General features: G+C 58.7%; 19 protein-coding genes. 12 read left to right on the plus strand and 7 right to left on the minus strand.

Features of this window, described 5'->3' with window-relative positions:
- Positions 1 to 394: 394 nt before the first annotated feature.
- From repA to QRN60_RS25770, 6 genes are all read left to right on the plus strand, one after another.
- Positions 395 to 1,609 carry a plasmid partitioning protein RepA gene (gene repA, locus QRN60_RS25745; RefSeq protein ID WP_026363408.1) on the plus strand — a complete coding sequence of 405 codons (1,215 nt, stop codon included), beginning with the start codon at positions 395 to 397 and terminating at the stop codon, positions 1,607 to 1,609.
- A complete protein-coding gene (repB, locus tag QRN60_RS25750) occupies positions 1,606 to 2,619 on the plus strand; it encodes a plasmid partitioning protein RepB (RefSeq protein WP_003505821.1) in 1,014 nt (337 codons plus the stop codon). The genes repA and repB overlap by 4 nt, the downstream gene beginning before the upstream one ends.
- Before the next feature lie 227 nt (positions 2,620 to 2,846).
- The gene (gene repC / locus QRN60_RS25755) at positions 2,847 to 4,082 is read left to right on the plus strand and encodes a plasmid replication protein RepC (RefSeq protein WP_236761745.1); all 1,236 of its coding nucleotides are present in this window, start codon (positions 2,847 to 2,849) and stop codon (positions 4,080 to 4,082) included.
- A 457-nt stretch (positions 4,083 to 4,539) separates the two neighbouring features.
- Positions 4,540 to 4,752 carry a hypothetical protein gene (locus tag QRN60_RS25760; protein ID WP_003505824.1) on the plus strand — a complete coding sequence of 71 codons (213 nt, stop codon included), beginning with the start codon at positions 4,540 to 4,542 and terminating at the stop codon, positions 4,750 to 4,752.
- A 65-nt stretch (positions 4,753 to 4,817) separates the two neighbouring features.
- Positions 4,818 to 5,102, plus strand: a complete 285-nt coding sequence (locus QRN60_RS25765) for a hypothetical protein (RefSeq protein WP_107676730.1) — start codon at positions 4,818 to 4,820, stop codon at positions 5,100 to 5,102.
- A 53-nt stretch (positions 5,103 to 5,155) separates the two neighbouring features.
- Complete coding sequence (locus QRN60_RS25770) at positions 5,156 to 6,355, plus strand: low temperature requirement protein A (RefSeq protein ID WP_129565468.1); 1,200 nt, start codon at positions 5,156 to 5,158, stop codon at positions 6,353 to 6,355.
- Positions 6,356 to 6,362: 7 nt separating this feature from the next.
- Here QRN60_RS25770 and QRN60_RS25775 read toward each other — a convergent pair whose 3' ends face one another.
- On the minus strand, positions 6,363 to 7,832 hold the full coding sequence (locus QRN60_RS25775; protein ID WP_129565467.1) for a glycosyl transferase family protein: 1,470 nt from the start codon (positions 7,830 to 7,832) through the stop codon (positions 6,363 to 6,365).
- 147 nt (positions 7,833 to 7,979) lie between these two features.
- Between QRN60_RS25775 and QRN60_RS25780 the strand changes: the two genes are divergently transcribed.
- Positions 7,980 to 10,088, plus strand: coding sequence for a TonB-dependent receptor plug domain-containing protein (locus QRN60_RS25780; protein ID WP_129565466.1), 2,109 nt, complete (start codon positions 7,980 to 7,982; stop codon positions 10,086 to 10,088).
- A gap of 157 nt (positions 10,089 to 10,245) precedes the next feature.
- Positions 10,246 to 10,701, plus strand: coding sequence for a redox-sensitive transcriptional activator SoxR (soxR, locus tag QRN60_RS25785; protein WP_003505833.1), 456 nt, complete (start codon positions 10,246 to 10,248; stop codon positions 10,699 to 10,701).
- Positions 10,702 to 10,731: 30 nt separating this feature from the next.
- Here soxR and amyA read toward each other — a convergent pair whose 3' ends face one another.
- The 6 genes from amyA to QRN60_RS25815 all read right to left on the minus strand — a co-directional run bounded on the left by amyA (position 10,732) and on the right by QRN60_RS25815 (position 18,551).
- The gene (amyA, locus tag QRN60_RS25790; protein ID WP_129565465.1) at positions 10,732 to 12,219 is read right to left on the minus strand and encodes an alpha-amylase; all 1,488 of its coding nucleotides are present in this window, start codon (positions 12,217 to 12,219) and stop codon (positions 10,732 to 10,734) included.
- 112 nt (positions 12,220 to 12,331) lie between these two features.
- Positions 12,332 to 14,065 carry an acetyl/propionyl/methylcrotonyl-CoA carboxylase subunit alpha gene (locus QRN60_RS25795; protein ID WP_003505838.1) on the minus strand — a complete coding sequence of 578 codons (1,734 nt, stop codon included), beginning with the start codon at positions 14,063 to 14,065 and terminating at the stop codon, positions 12,332 to 12,334.
- Positions 14,062 to 15,678, minus strand: coding sequence for a 5-oxoprolinase subunit B/C family protein (locus QRN60_RS25800; protein WP_129565464.1), 1,617 nt, complete (start codon positions 15,676 to 15,678; stop codon positions 14,062 to 14,064). The genes QRN60_RS25795 and QRN60_RS25800 overlap by 4 nt, the downstream gene beginning before the upstream one ends.
- A gap of 7 nt (positions 15,679 to 15,685) precedes the next feature.
- A complete protein-coding gene (locus QRN60_RS25805) occupies positions 15,686 to 16,495 on the minus strand; it encodes a putative hydro-lyase (protein WP_003505842.1) in 810 nt (269 codons plus the stop codon).
- 11 nt (positions 16,496 to 16,506) lie between these two features.
- Positions 16,507 to 17,274, minus strand: a complete 768-nt coding sequence (locus tag QRN60_RS25810) for a LamB/YcsF family protein (protein WP_003505845.1) — start codon at positions 17,272 to 17,274, stop codon at positions 16,507 to 16,509.
- Between the two features lie 20 nt (positions 17,275 to 17,294).
- Positions 17,295 to 18,551 (minus strand): NRAMP family divalent metal transporter, encoded by a 1,257-nt coding sequence (locus QRN60_RS25815; RefSeq protein WP_003505852.1) that lies wholly within the window; start codon positions 18,549 to 18,551, stop codon positions 17,295 to 17,297.
- A gap of 266 nt (positions 18,552 to 18,817) precedes the next feature.
- Between QRN60_RS25815 and QRN60_RS25820 the strand changes: the two genes are divergently transcribed.
- The 4 genes from QRN60_RS25820 to QRN60_RS25835 all read left to right on the plus strand — a co-directional run bounded on the left by QRN60_RS25820 (position 18,818) and on the right by QRN60_RS25835 (position 23,174).
- Positions 18,818 to 19,483, plus strand: coding sequence for a GntR family transcriptional regulator (locus QRN60_RS25820; RefSeq protein ID WP_020812594.1), 666 nt, complete (start codon positions 18,818 to 18,820; stop codon positions 19,481 to 19,483).
- 101 nt (positions 19,484 to 19,584) lie between these two features.
- The gene (locus tag QRN60_RS25825; RefSeq protein ID WP_080865065.1) at positions 19,585 to 20,172 is read left to right on the plus strand and encodes an ANTAR domain-containing response regulator; all 588 of its coding nucleotides are present in this window, start codon (positions 19,585 to 19,587) and stop codon (positions 20,170 to 20,172) included.
- A gap of 35 nt (positions 20,173 to 20,207) precedes the next feature.
- Positions 20,208 to 21,503: a CmpA/NrtA family ABC transporter substrate-binding protein gene (locus QRN60_RS25830; protein WP_129565463.1), complete on the plus strand. Its 1,296-nt coding sequence runs from the start codon at positions 20,208 to 20,210 to the stop codon at positions 21,501 to 21,503.
- Positions 21,504 to 21,881: 378 nt separating this feature from the next.
- Positions 21,882 to 23,174, plus strand: a complete 1,293-nt coding sequence (locus QRN60_RS25835) for a CmpA/NrtA family ABC transporter substrate-binding protein (protein WP_003505860.1) — start codon at positions 21,882 to 21,884, stop codon at positions 23,172 to 23,174.
- Positions 23,175 to 23,231 lie beyond the last annotated feature (57 nt).

Here is a 23,231-nt window from a genome sequence, read left to right on the forward strand (position 1 = left end):
GGGCGTCGAACCCAACGATACTCTAGTCAATGAGTAGAGATTAAACATCCGCGAATGTCCACCCTTCACTTTTTGCCGCGGGATGATCGGATGTGCAGTGGGTCAAAACCAAAAAGTTAGCCGCGGCAAACTTCTGCGCGGGCATGCATTCCTTGTGTGAAAAGACGCGATCCGCGCCCGTCTGTCTGATCGTCAGGGCGAAGTTAGCCGCGGCTAACCGTCAAACTGTCACAAAAAACAAAAGTGATTCTTCCACAATGCCTTAGCGCCACTTTCGCACCTGAGAAAAAAGCCTATTGCGCCAAAAAGAGAATCGGCGCTTATATCTCAGTTGCGGAAAAAACCGCCTTTTTCGAAAAAAACCGCTACTGCAATTTCGAGCGAAAGAAGACCGATGACACAGAGTGCCGATTTAAGACGTGCCGCAGGAGCACCCGACCTGACGAGTCTTATACAACAGCATTCGGCTGCGTTGTCAGCCCAATTGCAGGCTCATAATGCAAATACATTTTCACCACACACCGAAAAGAGCATGCGCCATTTCTCACCGGCAGAAACCGCGCGGCTGATCGGTATCGGCGAGGCCTATCTTCGTCAGATCGCCGCCGAACGCCCGGAGCTCGATGCGGCCCAAGCCTCCGGCCGCCGTTCCTATTCGGTTGAGGATATGGACGAGATCAGAAAATTCCTTGATCAGGGCGCGCGCGGCACCCGCCGTTATCTGCCACACCGCCGTGATGGCGAAGAGTTGCAGGTCATCGCCGTCATGAACTTCAAGGGCGGTTCTGGAAAAACCACGACATCTGCACATCTGGCGCAATATCTGGCGCTGCGCGGTTACCGGGTGCTCGCCATCGATCTCGATCCGCAGGCCAGCCTGTCGGCGCTCTTCGGTCATCAGCCGGAGATTGATGTCGGTCCGAATGAAACGCTTTATGGCGCCATCCGTTACGATGACGAACGCAGGCCGATCGCTGAAATCGTTCGCGGCACCTATATTCCTAATCTCCATATCGTTCCGGGCAATCTGGAACTCATGGAATTCGAACATGACACGCCCCGCGCTCTGATGCGCCGCGCGCCCGGCGATACACTGTTTTTCGCCCGCATTGGCCAAGCAATTGCCCAGGCGCAGAACTTCTATGATGTCGTGGTCATCGATTGCCCGCCGCAGCTTGGTTATCTGACGCTTTCGGCGCTGACCGCCGCCACATCCGTCCTCGTCACCGTTCATCCGCAAATGCTGGATGTGATGTCGATGAACCAGTTCCTTGCCATGACCGGCGACCTTCTCGCCGAAATCGGCAGGGCGGGCGCACGTTCCGACTATAACTGGATGCGTTATCTGATCACCCGTTTTGAACCGAGCGACGGACCGCAGAACCAGATGGTCGCCTTCCTGCGCTCGATTTTCGGTGAAAACGTCCTCATCCACCCGATGCTGAAGAGCACGGCCGTCTCGGATGCCGGACTGACCAACCAGACACTTTTCGAAGTGGAAAGAACCCAGTTCACCCGGTCCACCTATGACCGTGCGCTGGAAGCCATGAACAACGTAAACGCTGAAATCGAAGGACTGATTAAAAAAGCGTGGGGTAGGGCAGCATGAGCAGAAAACAGATATTCGCCAATCTTGGTACTCCGGCCGCCGACAGCAATGAGACCGCATCCGAGCGGTCGCGTCCGCGTATCAGGCCCATCCTTGGCTCTCCGGAACTCGTGACCGATGTTCTGAATTCCCCGGTGGGAATGATCGGCCAGTCGCTCAGCGAGGTATCGGAACGCGCCAAGCGTGCGGAAGAAATCGAAAGGCAGCTCGCAGAAGGTCTCACGATCGTTTCGCTCAATCCTGCCGATATAGATCCCTCTTTCATACCTGATCGCATGCCAGCCTCCGAAGAGGCGGATGCAGGTCTGGTTGAAGCCATTCGTGAACAGGGCCAGCAGGTTCCCATTCTGGTGCGCCCGCATCCCGAGTTCCCCGGCCGTTATCAGGTCGCCTTTGGTCATCGTCGCCTGCGTGCAGTCTCCAGCCTCGGTATTCCGGTCAAGGCGGTCGTACGTGATCTCAGCGATGAGCAGCTCGTCGTTGCCCAGGGACAGGAAAACAACGAACGTCGCGATCTCACCTATATCGAAAAGGCACGCTTTGCCCAGAAACTGCAGATACGGTTTCCGCGAGATACGATCATGGCCGCCATGTCGCTGCACAAGGGCGATCTCTCCAACATGCTGTCGGTTGTCGGCCGCATTCCGGAGGATCTGGTCGATCTTATTGGCCCCGCCCCAACTGTCGGCCGTCGTAACTGGATGGACCTTGCCGATCAGCTTTCCTCTTCTCAGGTCAAGGAAGCGGCCCGTGCCTATGTGAGGGATGCCTCGGTTGCTGCCCTGCCATCGGAAGACCGTTTCAAGTCGCTTCTGGATTTTCTGAAGCCCAAGGCGCAGGCAAAAAAAACCGGTGTCTGGTCATCCGAAACCGGCGGCCGGCTGGCAAAGGTCGTCGAAAGCGACCGCAAGCTGGATATCTCTATCGACAAGAACGAAGCACCGGAATTTGCCGAGTTCGTTCTGGAACATCTTCAAACGCTGTTTGCCGAATACCGGTCCAAGCAGTGAATTTTAACTCGAACGACTAACAGGAGACGCATCACAAAAGAAAAAAGCCCCCGAACGTTGCCGCGCGGAAGCCTTTCTTTGATTTAAGCACCCGAAGAATCTCATTTCCGCGAATCATAGTCAAGAGTCTTGGCATCGAATTTTTCGGTGAGCGATTTTCTTTTGCCTTGTGAAAGGTGAAAGACATGGACAGCACATGTGTAACGACGCCCTTTGGGCGGCGAGCGATGTCGTTTGGCGTCCTCGCGACCCAGTTTGCCGCGCAGAAAAACAAGAAGATCGAAGCGGTCGATAAATGGAAACTCTATCGTTCGGTCTGTGAAGCCCGGCCTTTGGTTGGCGTGACCGATCGCTCGCTTGCGGTCCTGAACGCGCTTCTGAGTTTTTATCCCAAGAACGAACTTTCCAGCGAAGCCGGTTTGGTCGTCTTCCCGTCGAATGCGCAATTGTCACTCCGTGCCCATGGCATGGCCGAACAGACATTGCGCCGGCATCTTTCGGCTCTTGTCGAAGCCGGCCTCATCATTCGCAAGGACAGCCCGAACGGAAAACGATACGCCCGCAAACACCGGGGAGGGGAAATCAGCGAGGCTTACGGTTTTTCGCTGGCACCGCTTCTTGCCCGCAAAGCGGAAATTGAGGAACTCGCCGAACGCATCGTCAGCGAGCGACTCGATCTTCAGCGGCTTCGTGAAAGTATCAGCCTTTGCCGCCGCGATATCCAGAAACTCTGCGACATGATTGCTGCGAGCGGTCAGGTCGAAGCCTTCGAAGGGTTTCAGACACGTTACAACGCCATTGCCCGCTCTCTCGGTCGCAATTCCAAGCCCGCGGAACTCAAAGAAATCGGCGGTTTTTTGGCCTCTTTGCGTGCTGAAGTAACCAACTATCTGGAAAATATTGAAAAATCGGAAAATTTGGGCGGCAATGACTGCCAAAATGAGCGCCTCATAAAGAATTCAGAATCCGAATCCATATCTAAACGGCAGGATTTGCACGAACCGGTAACCACTGCACCTGCCAGCACGGTAAGCGCCCAGCCGGCATATGCGGCACCCATCAGTGCAAAACCTTCACCGCCATCGCCAAAGCCTGTTCTTCATAAGCAATTTTTTGTTCCTGATATTGTTTTGGTTTTGAAGGCTTGCCCTGACATCGCGCTCTATGCCCCAGGCGGAGCGGTTACAGGCTGGCGCGATCTGGAAGTGGCGACATCGGTGATCAAAACCATGTTCAACATCAGCCAGTCCGCCTATCAGGATGCGCTTGCCACATTTGGCCGACAGGGAACCGCAGCCATTCTCGCCTGCCTTCTGCAGAAAGCAGACCAGATAAGTTCGCTTGGCGGGTATCTGCGCAATCTGACCCGTAAGGCGCAGGAAGGCGGCTTCGACCTGCAGACAATGCTTCTGGCGCAGTTGAGAGGGCGTAAGGACACTATGGAGGCCAGCATGCCCTGCTGAGTTAACGGAGCGTGGAAAACGGTCTCTGCTTGCGGAAAAAGCAGACCGAAGTTACATTGACGCCGTTTCCGCAAGAAAAAGAGATTCGCATGAGGCTGCTGATATCAACAGTGCAGCCAAGGGGTTTCTATGGTTAATGCAGGGTAATGAAAACTAAGTCCGAATTAGCTTTCGTTTGCGTTTTTCCGTGATTGCTTTCAAACGCTTGAGTCGGGCATACTTTTCGTCGGAAAAGCGCTGGCAAGGGCAGAACAGTGCAATCTGTATACACCGATCACCTGTCAAAGTGGGCGTGTAGCACCGGATAAAAGGCATGTCCGGCCGCTGTAAAACCCGGGATGAGTTCCACGGGAACGCACATTTGAAAGACGACGGGCCTCGGGTGGAGGCGGGCGATGTTGAACTTTCGGCAAGGTCCCGCGTTTGCGCTTCATTGCTTAAACGGATGGCTGAGCCGATGAATTTTCCGGATGATATGGAACTCTCCGTCGCTCTCTATATGGCGGACAACGCTTTGCCCCGGGACAGGGCCATTGAAAAGCTTCTGAGGGCGGAGCTCGAAAACGCCGGCCATCTTCCCGGCGGTCAAGGTAGGCCGCCCGAAATCATCGATGGGCAACCGAGCGCGGACTATGTCCAATATAGCTCCTACCTCGATGAGGACATCTGAAAGGGGCGGAACCAAAGCGGGCGAGGGCGGTTTATGGCGCAAACAATTGTGCCAGGATGCGTCCCATGTTTCCAAGATCATTTTTTCTCGCAGCCGCGCTCGCCACTATGACGGGCTTGCCGGTATTTGCCCAACCTATCGAGGTCAGCACGCTCGAGGTTTCCAGGGCAGATAGCACCCCACTTCCGCCAAAGGTCTTGGTCCCGAACTACATCACCGACGTGTCGGGAAAAAAGGTTCGTCTGGTCGGGCCGCGTTTTTATCCCGACAGTGCGCGGGCGCTGGAGTTTCCCGGTCAAAAATTGAACCCGGTCGAAGCGGGCAGCGAAGAGATTTTTTCCCAACGGTGAGAGGCCATTGGTGAGCGGACGTATCGCGACGACCAACATCTGACGGGGGTGGCATGAGAGCCAAGGGCGAGACTTATTCACGCAAGGCGGATGGGGAACGCTGGATAAGGCAGGAGGGGCAGGATGCCGGAAAGGCCAGTTTCCCCGAATTGTTCTTCGATCTGGTCTTCGTTTTCGCGCTGATCCAGCTCTCCCACGCCCTCGCCAAAGATTTTGGGCCGACGGCAGCGCTTGAAGCGGGCATCCTGATATTATCGCTTTGGTGGTTATGGATACATACCACCTGGATCACAAACCTGTTGAACACGGAAAAGGAACCGGTCAGGATTTTGCTGTTTGTCCTGATGTTCGGTGGCGTTTTGCTCGCCATCGCGCTGCCGGAGGCTTTTGCGGAACAGGGCCTTGTCTTCGCCCTGATCTACAGCGCGATGCAGGTGGGGCGAAGCCTCTTTGCGCTGTATGCTTTCAAGGATGAAGACCGGCAGTCTTTTCTGGTCTTTGTGCGCGTGACGATCTGGCTCGCGGTATCAAGCCTGTTCTGGCTGGCCGGTGGACTGGTCGATCTGGCGGATCGCATTCTTCTGTGGGGCATCGCGCTTGCAATCGAATATGCCGGTCCCGCCTGCCGTTATGTCGTGCCGGGCGTGGCCTCAAGCGACGAGGACCGGCTGCATCTTTCCGGCGAGCATCTGGCGGAGCGATGTGCGCTTTTCGTCATCATCTGCCTTGGGGAAACGATCCTCACCACGGGGCGCACGGCCACGGAATATATGAATTCGGGTCTGACATTCATCGTCTTCTGCTCGGCTTTCGTCAGCACCGTGGCGATGTGGTGGATCTATTTTCATCACGGGCAGGAGGAGGCCTCGAGAAAAGCCGAGAACGCCGAAGAAAAAGCGAAGATTGCCCATAATCTTTTTAACTACGGGCATTTGCCCATTGTAGCCGGCATTATCCTGACGGCGGTAGGTGAGGATTTCAGCCTCTCCCACGCGCGCGAAGGCGCGACCATGCGGGAGGCGATCGCCATTCTCGGCGGTCCCGTCCTGTTTCTGGCCGGCAATATCGGCGTCAAGATTGCCGCCGCCTATCAGCGGCCGGTTTCGCATCTTGCCGGCGTGGTGGCGCTCTGCCTGCTTTTGCCGGCGCCGGGTATTCCGCTTTTTGTGCTGCAACTGGCAAGCACGGGAATTCTCCTGCTCGTCGCCCTCTGGGAATATCTGGCGCTGAAAAAAGCAGGCACCAATGCCTGACGACTAATCACGCATTGGCCAGATTACGCGCCCTGTCGTTCCAGAGCCGAAGGCTACGTGCATAGGCTTCCTCAAAGGGCAGAGTCATATCATTGACCAGCATCAGCGCGATGGCGGCGGTGGAAATGATGATGGTTTCGGCTCTTTCGTCCCTCGCCGCCCCCGTCCAGACCGCCCGCCAATATTCGAAAGTGGTGAACATGGTCGGCATTTCGGCGGGCGGCGCCTCGCGGGCGGGAATGAGGAATTCGATATCCCTGCCCTTTGAAAGGCCAAAAATCCGGGTGGTGCGGAAAGGGGTGAATTGCGCAAAATCCCGCGTATTGCCGAGAATGGCGAGGTTTTCCACCGAAAGCAGCCGCGCCGTGTCCCGGTGAAGTTCCTGATAGGATGGCCGGGCCACGCCGATGATAGTGCTTCGGGCGCGAAGCGGGTTGAGAAGATGGACGACCGTGTTGAGCGGCAGGCGCATCTCCAGAATGCCATGCAGGCCGAGCAGGCTCTGAAATTGCAGGGACAGGCCACCGATCGGCAGATAGGCGATACGTTCTGAGGATGTGGCTTCGGCCGCCTGTGAAAGCGAATGACAAAGGGGAATGCCGCAGGCCTGTGCGGCAAGTTCAAGCTTGCCGCCGTTTTCGCCCTGACCCACATGGCCGTGCAAGAGAACGCTGTATCCCGCCATGGAAACCAGGCGGGCTGAATGCAGGAACCATGGCGCATCGCGATGTTTCGGCGACATGTAGGCCGGCCAGTCAAGATCCGCCGCCGCCGGCTGCTGCCGATCTCTTTCGATATGTTGCCACATGGCCTCGATGAAGCCGGCAAGTTCGGCCGCGGTCACGCCGCGATAATGCATGGTGGCGAGCAGTGCGCCGATCTGTATGGGATCGGCATCGCCCTCGAGAATGATCGACAGCGCATCCATTGCCTCGTCTTGGGCGAGCGGACGGCTGTTGCCGATGCCCATTGCCGAGGTCGCGATATATTTGGCAAGCCGGTGCTGCGGATCGGCATTGTGCCCGATGCGGGCGAGACGGTCGGCAATATTTTCCGGTGTCGGCTGGCCTTCCAGAAGAACGCTGGGGCGAAGGGAAAGCGGCGGCGCCTTCATCAATACCGGCTGTTCCCAACCGCTTTTATCGAGGGCGGCCGGCGCCTCCGGTCTGTCCTGCGAATAGTCGATCAGGTTTTCGGCCTCCGCCGCCAGCGATCGAATGCGCAGCCGCATATTCTCCGCAAAGGGGGTAGGGCGCAGGCCCTGGCCAGTACGCAAAAAAAGCTGGTCTCCGTATCTTTCCCGGAGCTGTTGCAGAATGCGGCTCATCGAAGATGTCGGCAGTCCCATGCCCGCCGCAGCCCGGCTTACACTGCCTTCCCGCAACAACGCATCAAAAGCGACAAGTAATTTCAGCTGTCCGAGCCTGTCGGGTTTTGTCGTGGAGGCTGGTTCTTCTTTTCTCTTGCCGGTTGTCATCTTGCGATTTTTTTACTCCGCCGCTTATTCGGGGAGCCCTTTTTGCAATTTCTGGAATTTAGAACTGTTCGAAAACAAACGCGTTGCGCCCGCATCCCCTCCTAAATAAGTGGGGTTAAATTCTCAAGTTAAATGCGGGGGCGTAACATGGAATTGAAGTACCGCGGTCAGAACAGGGCTGCGACAATAATAAAGACCGGTGTTTCTGCAGCAATGGCTGGCACGGCTTTGGGCCTTGCTCTGCCGGCATTTGCGCAGCAGGCGTCCGAGGGAACCACGGTTCTTCAGCAGATTGTGGTCACCGCATCCGGCTTCGAGCAGAATGTGAAAGACGCTCCGGCCAGCATCACAGTTGTCACGCGGGAAGATCTGGAAAAAGGGTCCTATCGCGATCTGACCGATGCATTGCGCGAAGTTCAGGGCGTGTCCGTCACCGGCATTGCCAATGAAAAGGATATTTTCATTCGCGGATTGCCCGGCGCCTACACGCTGGTTCTGGTTGACGGCAAGCGGCAGAGCACACGCGATGCCCGCACCAACGGCAATTCCGGCTTCGAACAGAGTTTCGTGCCGCCGGTATCGGCGATCGAACGCATCGAGGTAGTGCGTGGGCCGATGTCCTCGCTTTATGGTTCGGATGCCATGGGCGGCGTCATCAACATCATCACCCGCAAGGTCGGCGATGTCTGGTCCGGCTCGGTCACGACCGAAGGCACGGTTCAGCAACATTCCAAATTCGGCAATAGCGGTCAGGTCTCCTGGTATGCCAACGGACCGATCCTGAAGGACCAGCTCGGCCTGCAGGTCTGGGGCAGGGGCTTCACGCGCGGCGAAGACGGTATTCTGAACGGCACCACGGGCGCCAGGGAATATGATTTCAACGGTCGCCTGACATTCACGCCGAATGAAGATCATGACATCTATCTCGAAGGCGGCAAGACGCGGCTGCGTCGCGACGCCGAACCCGGCGAGACGCTGGCAGCGACGGATGCCAACGGCACCTACAACACCAATACGCGTGACCATTGGTCCCTGTCGCATACCGGCCGCTGGGGGCCGACCACATCCGAATTCTCGTTCCAGCAGGAATGGGCGGAGCGCACCAACTTCACCAGAAATATCCGCACGGGCCGCGTGACCGAAAACCCGCGCTCGCCGGAAGTGCGCAATACCGTTCTCGACGGCAAGTTCACCACGCCCTTCGAATTGTTCGGCAACCACACGCTGGTCACAGGCGGACAATATTTCGAGGCGCGGCTGACGGACCAGAATCCGGGACGCCGCACCGGTCGCGATGAGACATTTTCGGCGACGCAATGGGCGCTCTTCCTTGAGGATGAATGGCGCATTGTCGATAATTTCGCGCTGACGGGCGGTCTTCGTCTCGATAATCACGAGAAGTATGGCAATCACTTCAGCCCGCGCCTTTATGGCGTCTGGAGTGCGACCGAAGAGCTGACCATCAAGGGCGGCATTTCCACCGGTTTCCGCGCCCCGGAAATCCGCCAGATCGCGCCGGGTTACGCCTATACGACGGGTGGCGGCGGCTGCAGCTATGGCCCAAGCGGCACCTGCGGCGTGATCATCGGTGATCCCAACCTCGAAGCGGAAAAGAGCACGAGCTACGAAGTCGCCGCCCTCTGGGACAATGGCGACGTCGCTCTCGGCGCTACCTATTTCTATACCGATTTCAAGGACAAGATCTCCAACGCGCTGGTGCTCAATCCGGATGGAACACCGGCCCGCTGGAGCGAAGACCGCAACTATCGTCTCTGGTATAACTACAACATCGACGATGCGGTCATTCAGGGTGTGGAACTGACGGCGACCTGGTATGCGACGCCAGAACTGACGCTGCGCGGCAACTATACCTATACGCATTCCGAACAGAAAACCGGTGACTACGAAGGTTTCCCCCTGGCGCGCACACCTGAGCATATGGCCAATCTGCGCGGCGACTGGGTGACCCCGATCGATGGTCTGGAAGCCTGGGCCTCGCTGAATTACCACGGATCGGAAATCAACGCCGGCCCGCGCATCGGCACGAATGGCACGCCGGTGACGATCAATGGCAAGGCCGGTCGCAAATACGACGCCTACACCACGCTGGATATCGGGGCGAAATATGCGGTCGCCGAAAATGTCGACCTCAATGCCGCCATCTACAATGTCTTCGACAAGGATGTCGGCACCGACGATTTTAACACCGTCATGGAAGGCCGTCGTTTCTGGATCAGCATGACAGCGAAGTTCTGATCTGGACACAGTCACGAAATTCAGAGGCGCCTTCTGGCGCCTCTTTTTTTGAACGTTCGTCTATTGACCTCAACTATGGTTGAGGAATTATACCGGCTGCTCTTCAGTGTGTTTCCGCGTTTTCCGAGCGGAAATCGTTCCGGAAGCAGGAGCCAGAATGGAAAATACCATCTTCAAACACAGCCTGACGGTCGGGGAGGTTGCCCGTCGCAGCGGTATTGCCGTCTCCACAATCCATTTTTACGAGGCGAAAGGATTGATCGAGGGCTGGCGCACCGCCGGTAACCAGCGTCGTTATCATCGCGCCGTTCTGAGGCGCATCGCCATCATCCGCATCGCGCAGCGGGCCGGGATACAGCTCAGCATCATCAGGGATGCGATGGCCGATCTGCCGCAAGACAGGGTAGCGACGACGGCCGATTGGCGCAGGTTTTCCCAATCCTGGCGGGAAATGCTCCAGCTTCGCATCAACAACCTGATCATGCTACGCGATCAGCTTACCGGCTGTATCGGTTGCGGGTGCCTTTCGCTGGATGATTGTCCGTTACGCAACCCGAATGATGTTCTGGCCGATGACGGCGCGGGTCCGCGCCGTCTCGTGTCCGCCGAGTGAGCAGAAGTTTCGGGACGGGGCGATTGTCCCTCACTCGGAATCGGCTGGAACCCACACGCTGACGCTGCCGCCATTGGTGGGAAAGACGCCCTTGCCGCTCTCATCAAAGGTAATATGTTCTTCACGGTGCCCGAGAAAGTCGCGCCAGACCGCCCCGGCGTGATCGGGACCGAGATCGATCTGCTTTTCCGCCGGCTCGCCATTCGACATCACCACCACACAGCCCGGCGCATCGGCGGTGCCGTGGCGAATGAAGGCAATGCAACTCGGGTCGTCGAAAATATCCGTCTGGGCTCCGTTGGCGAAAAGGCTGCGGGCCTCGATGAGTTTCGGCAGGCATTCGATGGCCGGAATGATGATCTCGTGTTCGTTGCCGTCATTTCCGGTGTCGGTATAACGGGTGCCGAACAGATCGGGATAAAAGACGCAGGGCACGCCCTCTTCGCGCAGCAGAATGATGGCATAGGCAAGAGGCTTGAACCAGGGTTCCACCGGCGCTTCCAGCGATTGCAGCGGCTGGGTGTCGTGATTATCGACCAGCGTGACGGCGTGGTCGGGAACGGCGGAGACAAGCGAGCCATCGAAGATGTTGCGCATGTCGAAATCACCGCCCTGTTTCGAGGCGTCATGGAAGCTGTGGTGAAGGGCGACGTCAAAAAGCATGAGCTGCTTGTCGACCAGTTCGAGATAGCTTTTCAGCGCCTCGAGATCGGGGTGCCAATATTCCGCCACGACGAAGAGATCCGGATCGACCGTTTCGCGCATATGGCCGACCCAGTCACGGAAGAACCAGGCCGGAATATGTTTGGCGGCATCCAGGCGGAAGCCATCCACCTGTACCTGCTCGGAGAGCCAGCGGCCCCAATATTTGAGTTCCTCGTAAACCGCCCGGTTCCTGAACTCGACATCCGCACCCATCAGATAGTCGAAATTGCCGTTTTCCTGATCGACTTCCTCATTCCATTCCCCATCGCCATATTCGTTGACGAGGCGGAAAATGCCGTCTTCGGTCGGTTCCTCGATATGGTCGACACCGCTGAAGCACTTCAGGTCCCATATGAATTTGGAATGTTTGCCGTTGCGACCGGGAAAGGTGAAGCGTGTATAGGCAAGCGCCGGAAAGTCTTCATCATCGATCTCGGTACGGTCCTCAGGATTGACGCGGCGAACCCGCACCTTTTCCTTCTCGTCGGCACCCATCTTGTGATTGAGAACAACATCGTGAATGACGCGGATGCCGTTTTCCTTCAGCGTTCGTCCGGCATGTTCGAGCGCGGTGCGATCACCATATTTGGTGGCGACGGTGCCCTTCTGGTCGAATTCGCCGAGGTCGAAGAGATCGTAGGTGTCATAACCCACCGAATAACCACCGGCGGCGCCCTTGTAGGCGGGCGGCAGCCAAACATCGGTGATACCCATTTTCGCAAGGCTTTCGGCCTTTTCGGCCACCTCGCTCCATAATTTCCCTCCGTCTGGATAATACCAATGGAAGAACTGAAGCAAGGTGCGTCCGGCCATATTTCCCTCACAGTAGTTAGCAGGTCGCGCCATAAACGGCCCGGCGGCGAAAGGGTTCCGCCGCCGGGGATGCGCGATCTGCAATTGTGAGGCCCGATGGCCCGCCCGTATATTAGCCGGCTATGTCGAGAAGAGCAGCGCCCGCCTGCAGATAGTCGCCTTCCTTGACGATCAGACGGACTTTGCCGGCCTTGGGGGCGACAATCTGCGTCTCCATCTTCATGGCTTCCATGACGGCCAAAAGATCGCCTTGCGAAACCGTGTCGCCGTCTTCCACCTTGAAGGACTGCAAGGTGCCGGAAACCGGGGCGAGGATTTCACCTTCCTTTTCCTTGGTGGCGGCGGCGCCCGGAACAGCCGCGCTGCTGCCGCTAACCGCACCGAGACTGGAGAGCAGCAGGCTGGGCAGGCCAACCGATACGCGCTTGCCGTCGATTTCCAGAAAAGTGCGAGTAACGGAAGGGTCGTCGGCCGGTGCCGGTCGTTCCATCGCATCCGGCATGGCGGCGAAATCGGTCTCGATCCAGCGGGTATGAACCTTGAAACCGTCCGTGCCGATGAAGTCTTCGGTTTCGATCGCGGCGCGATGAAATGGCAGCACCGTGGCGATGCCTTCGATGCGGAACTCCTTCAGCGCGCGGCGGGCGCGACGCAGGACCTGATCGCGGTCGGCACCGGTGACGATCAGCTTCGCCATCAGCGAGTCGAATACGCCAGGCACGCTGGAGCCGCTGACGACACCGCTATCCACGCGAATCCCGGGACCTGAAGGTGCGTCGAAAACCGAGATCGAGCCGGGTGTGGGCAGGAAACCCCGGCCGGGATCTTCGGCATTGATGCGGAACTCCATGGAGTGGCCACGCGGCTCCGGCGTTTCAAGCACCCGTAGCTTGTGGCCTTCGGCAATGCGGAACTGTTCGATGACGAGATCGATGCCTGTGGTTTCCTCGGTAACCGGATGTTCCACCTGCAGGCGCGTATTGACCTCGAGGAAAGAAATCGTGCCGTCGACGCCGAGAAGGAATTCGACGGTGCCGGCGCCGGAATAACCAGCGGCAGCGCAGATCGCCTTGGCGGCCGCATGGATTTTCTGACGCTGTTCGGCGGACAGGAAGGGGGCAGGGGCTTCTTCGATCAGTTTCTGGTTCCGGCGCTGCAGCGAGCAGTCGCGGGTGCCGAGTACCAGCACATTGCCGTGCTTGTCGGCGAGAACCTGCGCCTCGATATGGCGCGGCCGGTCAAGGAAACGTTCGAGGAAGCACTCGCCGCGGCCGAAAGCGGCTGTCGCCTCGCGCACGGCGGATTCGTAGAGATCGGCGATCTCTTCCATCTTCCAAGCAACTTTCAGGCCGCGACCACCGCCGCCATGCGCTGCCTTGATGGCGACGGGCAGGCCGTGTTCTTCGGCAAAGGCTGTGACTTCGGCGGCGGAAGAGACCGGGCCGTCGCTGCCGGCGACCAGCGGTGCGCCGACGCCGGTGGCGATGCGCCGCGCCTCGACCTTGTCGCCCAATGCTTCGATAACCTGCGGGTCCGGGCCGATCCAGATCAAGCCGGCATCAAGCACGGCCTGCGCGAATTCAGCACGCTCGGACAGGAAGCCGTAGCCGGGATGCACGGCATCCGCGCCGGCACGTTTGGCAATCGCGATCAGCTTGGTGATATCGAGATAGGTCTCGGCCGGGCGCACGCCTTCCAGCGCATAGGCTTCATCCGCCAGCCGGACGAAAAGCGCATCCTGATCGGGATCGGCATAAACGGCGACCGATTGCAGGCCATAATCGCGACATGCGCGGATGATGCGCACCGCGATCTCGCCGCGATTGGCAATCAGCACTTTTTTCATCGCTCTTCTCCTCGGAATTCTATGTTCTTGGCCGCGATTTCGGCGAATAGGCCGATCGGGCGGAATTTGATTTTGGCGTTGACGGGGATCTGCCCGGCAAGATCGAGATGATATTCCGCCACCGCGCCGATGACGGGATAACCGCCGGTCAGCGGGTGATCGGCAAGGAAGAGAACCGGCTGGCCGCTATGCGGTATCTGGATCGCCCCTGTCGCCGTGCCTTCACTCGGCAGTTCGGCGCTGTCCTTGCGTTCCACCGGCACGTCGCCGGCAAGGCGGATGCCGACGCGGTTCGATTGCGGCGTGACCTGCCAGAACTGGCCGGTCAGCGTCTCGATACCCTTCTGCGTGAACCAGTCGGTGCGGGGGCCGAGAACGACGTCCAGTGTCACGACCTCACCGGTTGCCGGAGGTTCTAAGGCCGGAACTTCGTTGATCGATACGCTGGAGAGGCCGGACTTCTCACCCTTGAGCGAAAGGACGGCGCCAGCGCCCACCGGTTCGGGACCGACAACAGCGAGCGTATCGGTTGCGAAACTGCCGAGTACCGGCTCAACATCAAAGCCGCCGCGTACCGCAAGATAACAGCGCATGCCCTTCGGCGGCTGGCCGAAAGTCACGACATCGCCGGGTTCGAGGGATACCGGGCCATCGGTCTTTGCCGCGAAGCTGCCATCCGCCGTGGTAATGGTGACGGGGCAGGGCGCACCGGCAATGCCGATGACAGTGCGGCTTGTGCTCCTGAAGGAAAAACCGCCGAGCGTCAGTTCAAGGCACGGCGTATTAACCGGATTGCCGACGATGCGGTTTGCGGCGTTGAACGCACCGCGATCCAAGGCGCCGGAAGCCGATACACCCTGCCCTGTCTGGCCGAAGCGGCCGAGATCCTGAAAGATGGCGGGCATGGGTGCGGCGAGCACCTCGAAATGTGGGCCGTCCTTTATCGGTTCTTTTTGCGAACTACGCGGTGCCGAGACGGGAATATCGACCGTCTTGCCGGCCTTGTTCATGTCGAAGAAACGCACCCGGTAACCCGGCTGGAAAAGTGCGCCGGGATCGCGGTCAATATCCCACATTTTCACCGGCGTCGTGCCGATGATCTGCCAGCCGCCGGGGCTGTTTTGCGGATAGACGCCGCTGAAGGCACCAGCCAATGCCACTGAGCCGGCGGGAATGCGGGTGCGCGGGCTTTGCCGGCGCGGCACATGCAGGCCCGGATCGCCGCCGACCAGATAACCGAAACCGGGAGCGAAGCCGCAAAAGGCCACGGTGAATTCGCTTTCGGTGTGGCGACGGATGACCTCTTCGATGCTCATGCCGGTCAGTTCGGCAACATCGGCGAGGTCCTCGCCATTATAATGGACGGGGATTTCGACGAGATTGTCCGAAGGTGCAATTTTCGCCGAGAGATCGCGGCTTGCGAGCTGCGCGGCCAGCATCTCCGCACCGATCTTTTCGGGGCGAAAGCGGATCATCAACGTGCGGGCCGCCGGCACCGTCTCTTCGATGCCCTCGACCGGATCACTCTGAAGCGAGGCGAAAAGCGCCAGCGTTTCATCGAGATCGGCAAGTTCGACAAGAATGGTGGTGAGGCTGACGGGGAGAAAACGCATCATATCCTCACGCGTGATAGGCGGAATCGGGAATATCGGTGATGAACATGTGGCCCGGCGCATGGGTGATCGCAAAAGGCACGCCGGATGCCATGACCGCGGCCTGAGGGGTCACACCGCAGGCCCAGAAGACCGGAACCTCACCCGGCTCGATCCGCACCGCATCACCGAAGTCGGGTTTGGCAAGATCGATGATGCCGATTTCTTCCGGCGCGCCGACATGCACGGGCGCGCCATGCACCGCCGGAAAACGTCCCGAAATGGTTGCCGCATCGGCAACACGCGACGCCGGGATCGGCCGCATGGAAACGACCATATTGCCCTTCAGCCGACCCGCCGGACGGCAGGGCCGGTTGGTGAGATACATTGGCACATTGCTCTTGTCGGTCATGTGGCGGATTTCGATGCCCGCTTCCACCATCGGCGTTTCGAAGGTGAAGCTGCAGCCGATCAGGAAAGCGACGAGATCGTCACGCTCAGCCCACGCAGCGGTGGCATCAGCCGTTTCCTCGGCAAGCTTGCCGTCCCGCCAGATGCGGTAGAGCGGTAGATCAGTTCTGAGATCGGCACCGGGCGCGAGAAGCGTGGTGGGCGAGCCGGGATCGGAGACATCAAGCACCGGGCAGGGTTTGGGATTGCGCTGCGCATAAAGCAGGAAATCGAAAGCCCAGTCGCGCGGCAGCACGATCATGTTCGCCTGCGTGAAGCCGGGTGCTATGCCAGAGGTTGGGGCGACGAGGCCGTCGCGATAGATGGCGCGGGCCTTTCGCGCGGCGTCCGCGTCCGTGTGGTTGAGATAGGATGTCGGTATCGTCATCGGCTACCCTTTCAGCGATTGGATGCGAAGGAGCGGATGTCGATGCCATCAGCCTCGAAACGGCGGCGGATTTCCTGGGCGATGGCAACCGCGCCGGGGCTGTCGCCATGCACGCAGATGGATTGCGCCTCGATTTTTATGATGCTGCCATCGATTGCCTCCAGCGTGCCTTCGCGGGCGAGCTGCACCATGCGGTCGGCGATCTTTGCCGCATCATGCAGGACGGCACCGGCTTCCCGGCGGGAAACGAGCTGGCCCTGAGGCGTATAGGCACGATCCGCAAAGGCTTCGGCAACGACGGCAAGACCGGACTTGCGGGCGAGATCGAGGATGGGGGCATTGGCAAGGCCCATCAATACCAGCGACGAGTCTATCGCCTTGATGCCGTCGATAACGGCCTGCCCCTGTTTCGCGTCATTGGCGATGCGGTTGTAGAGCGCGCCATGCGGTTTGACGTAACGCACCGTGGTGCCGGCAGCGGCGGCGACGCCTTTCAGCGCGCCGATCTGATAGATGACATCGGCAATCAGCTCTTCCGAGGTCGCGTCCAGATCACGGCGGCCGAAGCCGACGCGGTCCGGATAGGAGACATGGGCGCCGACAACCACGCCTTTTTCGGCAGCGGCCTTGACGGTGCGGTAGATGCCGGCCGGATCACCTGCGTGAAATCCGCAGGCGATGTTGGCGCTGGAGACGATGGCGAGCATCGCCTCGTCGTCACCCATGCGCCATGCGCCGTAACTTTCGCCAAGATCGCTGTTGAGATCGATAGCGGCCATGTTTGCCTCCCTTGAATTTATCAGTAGCCGAGCAAGGCGAAGATCGCGCCCGCCGACTTATAGGCCATATACCAGGTGAGTGCGCAGGTCAGCACGCCAAGCACCAGCAACCAGCGCGGGTAGTGATAACCGTGCATCAGATCGGCGCGTTTCCAGGCTGCATACATGAAGATCGAAAGGCCGATCGGCAGAACGAGACCGTTGAGGCCGCCGACGAAGACGAGCATGGCTGCAGGCGGTGTGGTGATGATGACATAGGCGATCAGCGAAATGGCGATGAAGCCGACGGTTGCCAGGTTTCGCTGGCGCTCCGTTATGTCAGGCTTGAAAGCCGTCAGGAACGACACGGAGGTATAGGCCGCACCAATGATGCTGGTCATGGCCGAGGCGAGGAAGACCGCGCCGAACAGGCGGAAGCCGATATCGCCGGCGGCGGCATGGAAAGCCTGGCCGGCGGGGTTTGCCGCCTTGCCGGAGAGATCGATGACCACGCCGCTGGCGACGACACCGAGGATGGCAAGGAACAGGATGTAGCGCAGCACGCCGGTAATCGCGATGCCGCTCAGCGCCGCACGATTGACCGCGTTGATATTTTCAACGCCCACCATGCCCTTGTCCAGCAGGCGATGTGCGCCAGCATAGGTGATATAACCGCCGACCGTGCCGCCGACGATGGTGGTGATGGTGACGAAATCGATGGTATCGGGCAGGAAGGTCTGGCGGAAGGCTTCCGCCACGGGCGGGCCGGAGACGTAAGCCGCATAAACGATCAGCGCGAGTTTGACGAAGGCGGCCACGAAAACCACGCGGTCCATGGCGATGCCCGCCCGGCGCGACAGGAAGATGCCGATGGCCGCCAGCGCGCCGATCGCGCCGCCGATCTTCGGGTCGAGATCGATCATGGCGTTGAAGCCGAGGCCAGCGCCGCCGATATTACCGATATTGAAGAACAGGCCGCCGATGATGACGAGAATGGCGAGCAGATAACCCGAGCCCGGAATGGCGGCATTGGCAATCGCCGGCGCGCGCATGCGGGTGATGGTGACGATGCGCCAGATATTGGCCTGCACGACGAAGTCGATCAGTATGGAAATAATGATGGCGAATGCGAATGCGGCGCCCAGTTTCACCGTGAAATTCGCCGTCTGCGTGATGAAGCCCGGTCCGACGGCCGACATCGACATCAGGAACATTGCCGAAAGCAAGGCATAACGCTGATTCTTCGCCTTGCGCGCAACCTCGTTAGGGTCGGCGGGCGAGAGCTTGTTCTGCTCCATGGATTTTCTCCGCTCCAATCGCAATCCGCCCCTCGCGGATGCTTTATGCGGCCGATCTTGTCGTGTTCCGCGAAATTGTCAATATTGTTCAACAATAAATAATAATCGTTCTCTTATTCTGTTCATTTGTTGGACGTTATGCGCAGGAATTCATCACGTTTTTTTCGTGCTTTGCTAATGCTTTGTGCTATGGGCAATCATGCCGTGTCCGAACATGCCTGTCACGGAATTCCCGATGCTGCATTGCTCTTACGGAAAGGAGCGTCATGACGGAAACGATAGAGGGTCTGCCGCTTGCGGATCGATTGGCCAAGGGTATCCGCACCCTGCTGATATCAGGCGAGCTGATGCCGGGGCAGCGCCTTTCAGAGGCAGCCTTCAGTGAACGTTTCGACGTCTCCCGCAATTCGCTGCGCGAAGCTTTCCGGCTGCTGACCAAGGACGGCCTGTTGCGCCACGAGGCCAATCGCGGCGTGTTTGTCGCCGTTCCCACCATGTCTTCGGTCATCGATATCTATCGGGTGCGGCGCATGGTGGAATGTGGCGCGCTGCGCCAGGCCTGGCACAAGCACCCCGCGATCAAAGCGATGCGGGCAGCCGTCGAAGATGCCAAGGTCAAGCGTGACGAGGCCGACTGGCTGGGCGTGGGCAGCGCCAACATGAAATTTCATGCCGCCGCCGTCGATCTTCTAGACAGCGCCCGTCTCAGCGACTTTTACGAGCGTATCGCTGCTGAGCTCAGGCTTTGTTTCGGTTTGCTGAAGGATCCCGAACAGCTTCATTCCCCCTTTGTGGACATGAACAGCAAGATTTTATCGCTGATGGAAGAAGGAAAGGCGCAGGAGGCTGGCGACGAGATGGAAATCTATCTCAATCTTTCCGAGCGGACGGTTTTGAAGGCGCTCGAACGCGCCGTCGAACACGCATCCTGATATGATGGGCGGCAGGGGAAAAAACGGCCCTTGCCGCTCCATCCATTTTTTGCATCCGCAGCCGATTGCCAAGTTTGCTGCGCTGCGTCATCAATGCTGACATGACGCTTCGCGACCTGACCATTCTCGTTATAGACGAAAACGCGATCCGCGCCTCCATCATTGAGGAGGGGCTGCGCGAAGCCGGTTATAGTCGCGTCACTGTTATCCATGAGGTGAACGGGGTCGCGCGTACCATCGAGACGCTGCAGCCCGATGTCATCTTCATCGATCTGGAAAATCCCAATCGTGACATGATGGAGCATCTGTTCCAGCTCACCCGCACGGTCGGCCGGCCTATTGCCATGTTCGTCGATCGCTCCGATACGGCCTCCATCGAGGCTGCCGTCGAGGCGGGCGTTTCCGCCTATGTGGTGGACGGGTTGAAGAAGGAGCGGGTCAAGCCCATTCTCGATATGGCGGTCAGCCGCTTCAATGCTTTCAGCCGATTGCAGCGGGAACTCGCCGATGCCAAATCGGCGCTGGAGGAGCGCAAGGTCATCGAGCGCGCCAAGGGCATATTGATGAAGATGCGCGGCCTTTCCGAAGAGGAGGCCTTTGCGCTTTTGCGCCAGACGGCGATGAATGAGAAAAAGAAGATTTCCGAGATCGCGCAAAGCGTGGTCACCGCGGCCGGTTTGTTGATGTGACGAACCGCCGGTCGGACAGTCAAGGAGTGCATGATATGGCGGCACCGGAAAAAACGGCCGGATCAGACAGCGGAGTAACGAAAGCCCCGGGCGCGCCGGCAATCGTCGGCAGCGACCGGCAGAAAATCCTGCGTGCCGGCTTTATCCCGCTTGTCGATGCATCCGTCCTGATCGCCGCTGCCGAATTCGGTTTTGCCGAACGCGAAGGTCTGTCGATCGATCTCGTCAAAGATGTCTCCTGGGCGAATGTGCGCGACCGGCTGGCGTTCCGGCAATTCGATATCGCCCATATGCTGTCGCCGATGCCCGTTGCCTCCATGCTCGGGCTCGGTTCCAACCCGTCGCCGACGATCACGCCTTTTTCGCTCGGACGCGGCGGCAATGCGATCACGCTTTCGACCCGCCTGTTTGCCCGGATGAAGGCCTTGACAGGGCTTTCCGAAATGGCGGGCGCACTCGAAAATGCCGAGGCGTTGAAGCGGGTGCTCGACGATATGCGGGCGCGCGGCGAACCGCCGCCGACACTCGGCATGACCTATCCTTTTTCATCGCATAATTACGAATTCCGCTATTGGCTCGCCGCCGGCGGCATTCACCCCGATCACGACGTCAAGCTTGTGGTGGTGCCGCCGCCATTGACGTCGGACGCGTTGGCCGCAGGGGCTATCGACGGTTTCTGCGTCGGAGCGCCTTGGAACATCGTCGCCGCCGAGCGCGGTGTTGGCCGGATCGTTGCCGCCAAGCAGGACCTGTGGCCTTCTGCGCCGGAAAAGGTCATCGGCATGCGGCCGGAATGGGCTGAAAGCCAGCAGGAAACGGTCGGCCGGCTGCTGACGGCGCTCGATGCTGCCGCGCGCTGGTGTGATGTTGCGGGAAATCACGACGATCTAAGCCGGGTGCTTGCTGATCCCCGCTATATCGGCGCGCCGGAAAGCATCATCCGCCACGTTCTTGCCGGTGAATTCAATATTGACAGCCAGGGCAACCGCCGGGTTATCGACAAATATTTCCTGTTCCACGGTGGTCATGCCAATTATCCGCGCCGGAGCCAGGCATTGTGGATTTACAGCCAGATGATCCGCTGGGGGCAGGCGGAGTTTTCGCAAGGTGGCGTAGAAGCTGCCCTGTCCGCTTATCGGCCGGATATTTATCGGGCGGCGCTGGGCGATGCCAATGCGCCTGATGATGCCGATATTCGTATCGAAGGACAGGAGGCTGGCGACCGTTTTGTGGACGGCTTCGTCTTCGATCCCGCTGACATTACAGGGTATGTGAATGGTTTTGCCGTGCGCAGTTCTGCCCCTGTTTCTACCTCCCAAGGCGAAGCCTGAGAGCAGTTCAGCCGGGCTAGCTGCGCAAATTTCAAGCGCGGAATTTTTCCAGTTGCGTAAACGATAGACAAAATTGCGGCTGGTTAAAATTTAATCGCCTGACAGAATTTCTGAAATTCTGTTTTATTTACAATAATATAGCTTCCATCTAGAAAACTGGCACGCCTCTTGCTTCTCCTTGTTTGCACCGGTCAACGGCGATCGGGGCGAGCAGGGCGCGGCATAGGCGCTTTCAAAGACACAGACGTCGCAAGGTTTTGCTGCCCGGAACACCTCCCGTTCCGCCGGTGCAAACACCGAGCGGCGTTTTTTATTTTCAGGTTTTTTCGCAAGCGAAAACGTCACCCGCAGAGGTGGCCCAATAAGGGGAACATGCGAATGAAAAAGATATTCTCCGGCGCTGTCAGCCGCCGCACGATACTGAAGACGACCGCCACCGCAGCCCTTGTCAGCGCTGTGCGCGTGGCCTTTCCATCGGGTGCTTTCGCAGCCACCGCCGAGCCGGAAGTAAAAGGTGCGAAAATCGGCTTTATCGCGCTGACCGATGCCGCCCCGCTCATCATCGCGGCGGAAAAGGGGCTGTTCGCCAAGCATGGCATGCCTGATGTCGAGGTTCTGAAGCAGGCCTCCTGGGGCGCGACTCGCGACAATCTCGTGCTTGGTGGCGCATCCAACGGCATTGATGGCGCGCATATTCTGACGCCGATGCCCTATCTCATGCACACCGGCAAGGTGACCCAGAATAATGTGCCGGTGCCGATGACCATCCTCGCCCGCCTCAACCTCGACAGCCAGGGCATTTCCGTCGCCAAGGAATATGCCGAAACCGGCGTTCAGCTCGATGCTTCCAAATTGAAGGCTGCTTTCGAGAAGAAGAAGGCCGAAGGCAAGGAAATCAAGGCCGCGATGACCTTCCCCGGCGGCACCCATGATCTCTGGATCCGCTACTGGCTCGCCGCCGGCGGCATCGATCCGGACAAGGACGTCTCCACCATCGTCGTTCCGCCGCCGCAGATGGTTGCCAACATGAAGGTCGGCAATATGGACGTCTTCTGTGTGGGCGAGCCGTGGAATGAACAGCTCGTCAATCAGGGCATCGGCTTTACTGCCTGTACCACCGGAGAGCTCTGGAAGGGCCATCCGGAAAAGGCGCTCGGCATGCGCGCCGACTGGGTGGAAAAGAACCCCAACGCCACCAAGGCGCTGCTGATGGCCGTGATGGAGGCGCAGCAATGGTGCGATGAGATGGCGAACAAGGAGGAAATGTCCACCATCCTCGGCAAGCGCCAATGGTTCAACGTGCCGCCGAAGGACGTTCTTGGACGCCTCAAGGGCAATATCAATTACGGCAACGGTCGCGCGCTCGAAAATACCGGTCTGCAGATGAAGTTCTGGCAGGACCATGCGTCCTATCCCTTCCGCAGCCATGACAGCTGGTTCATCGCGGAAAACATCCGCTGGGGCAAATTCGCGCCCGATACGGACGTGAAAGCGCTGGTGGAGAAGGTAAACCGCGAGGATATCTGGCGCGCGGCGGCCAAGGATCTCGGCGTTGCGGATCTTCCCGCTTCCACTTCGCGCGGTAAGGAAACCTTCTTCGATGGCAAGGTGTTCGATCCTGAAAATCCATCTGCCTATCTCGAAAGTCTGTCCATCAAGGCGGCCTCCTGAGGAGGAGACCCGGGCGTCGCTCCTCATCCGCCAGCAGCTCTGCCCAACCGGCGCTGC

The organism is Agrobacterium sp. CFBP2214 (assembly GCF_030209895.1).
GTDB classification, from domain to species: Bacteria; Pseudomonadota; Alphaproteobacteria; order Rhizobiales; family Rhizobiaceae; genus Agrobacterium; species Agrobacterium radiobacter.

Coding starts and splice junctions, on each gene's coding strand:
- QRN60_RS25815 (WP_003505852.1), bottom strand. CDS start 18,551: ATGGAGCAGAACAAGCTCTCGCCCGCCGACCCTAACGAGGTTGCGCGC.
- repA (WP_026363408.1), top strand. CDS start 395: ATGACACAGAGTGCCGATTTAAGACGTGCCGCAGGAGCACCCGACCTG.
- QRN60_RS25830 (WP_129565463.1), top strand. CDS start 20,208: ATGGCGGCACCGGAAAAAACGGCCGGATCAGACAGCGGAGTAACGAAA.
- repC (WP_236761745.1), top strand. CDS start 2,847: ATGTCGTTTGGCGTCCTCGCGACCCAGTTTGCCGCGCAGAAAAACAAG.
- QRN60_RS25805 (WP_003505842.1), bottom strand. CDS start 16,495: ATGACGATACCGACATCCTATCTCAACCACACGGACGCGGACGCCGCG.
- QRN60_RS25810 (WP_003505845.1), bottom strand. CDS start 17,274: ATGGCCGCTATCGATCTCAACAGCGATCTTGGCGAAAGTTACGGCGCA.
- QRN60_RS25825 (WP_080865065.1), top strand. CDS start 19,585: ATGACGCTTCGCGACCTGACCATTCTCGTTATAGACGAAAACGCGATC.
- QRN60_RS25795 (WP_003505838.1), bottom strand. CDS start 14,065: ATGAAAAAAGTGCTGATTGCCAATCGCGGCGAGATCGCGGTGCGCATC.
- QRN60_RS25835 (WP_003505860.1), top strand. CDS start 21,882: ATGAAAAAGATATTCTCCGGCGCTGTCAGCCGCCGCACGATACTGAAG.
- QRN60_RS25765 (WP_107676730.1), top strand. CDS start 4,818: ATGTTTCCAAGATCATTTTTTCTCGCAGCCGCGCTCGCCACTATGACG.
- QRN60_RS25775 (WP_129565467.1), bottom strand. CDS start 7,832: ATGACAACCGGCAAGAGAAAAGAAGAACCAGCCTCCACGACAAAACCC.
- QRN60_RS25800 (WP_129565464.1), bottom strand. CDS start 15,678: ATGCGTTTTCTCCCCGTCAGCCTCACCACCATTCTTGTCGAACTTGCC.
- QRN60_RS25820 (WP_020812594.1), top strand. CDS start 18,818: ATGACGGAAACGATAGAGGGTCTGCCGCTTGCGGATCGATTGGCCAAG.
- soxR (WP_003505833.1), top strand. CDS start 10,246: ATGGAAAATACCATCTTCAAACACAGCCTGACGGTCGGGGAGGTTGCC.
- QRN60_RS25780 (WP_129565466.1), top strand. CDS start 7,980: ATGGAATTGAAGTACCGCGGTCAGAACAGGGCTGCGACAATAATAAAG.
- repB (WP_003505821.1), top strand. CDS start 1,606: ATGAGCAGAAAACAGATATTCGCCAATCTTGGTACTCCGGCCGCCGAC.
- amyA (WP_129565465.1), bottom strand. CDS start 12,219: ATGGCCGGACGCACCTTGCTTCAGTTCTTCCATTGGTATTATCCAGAC.
- QRN60_RS25760 (WP_003505824.1), top strand. CDS start 4,540: ATGAATTTTCCGGATGATATGGAACTCTCCGTCGCTCTCTATATGGCG.
- QRN60_RS25770 (WP_129565468.1), top strand. CDS start 5,156: ATGAGAGCCAAGGGCGAGACTTATTCACGCAAGGCGGATGGGGAACGC.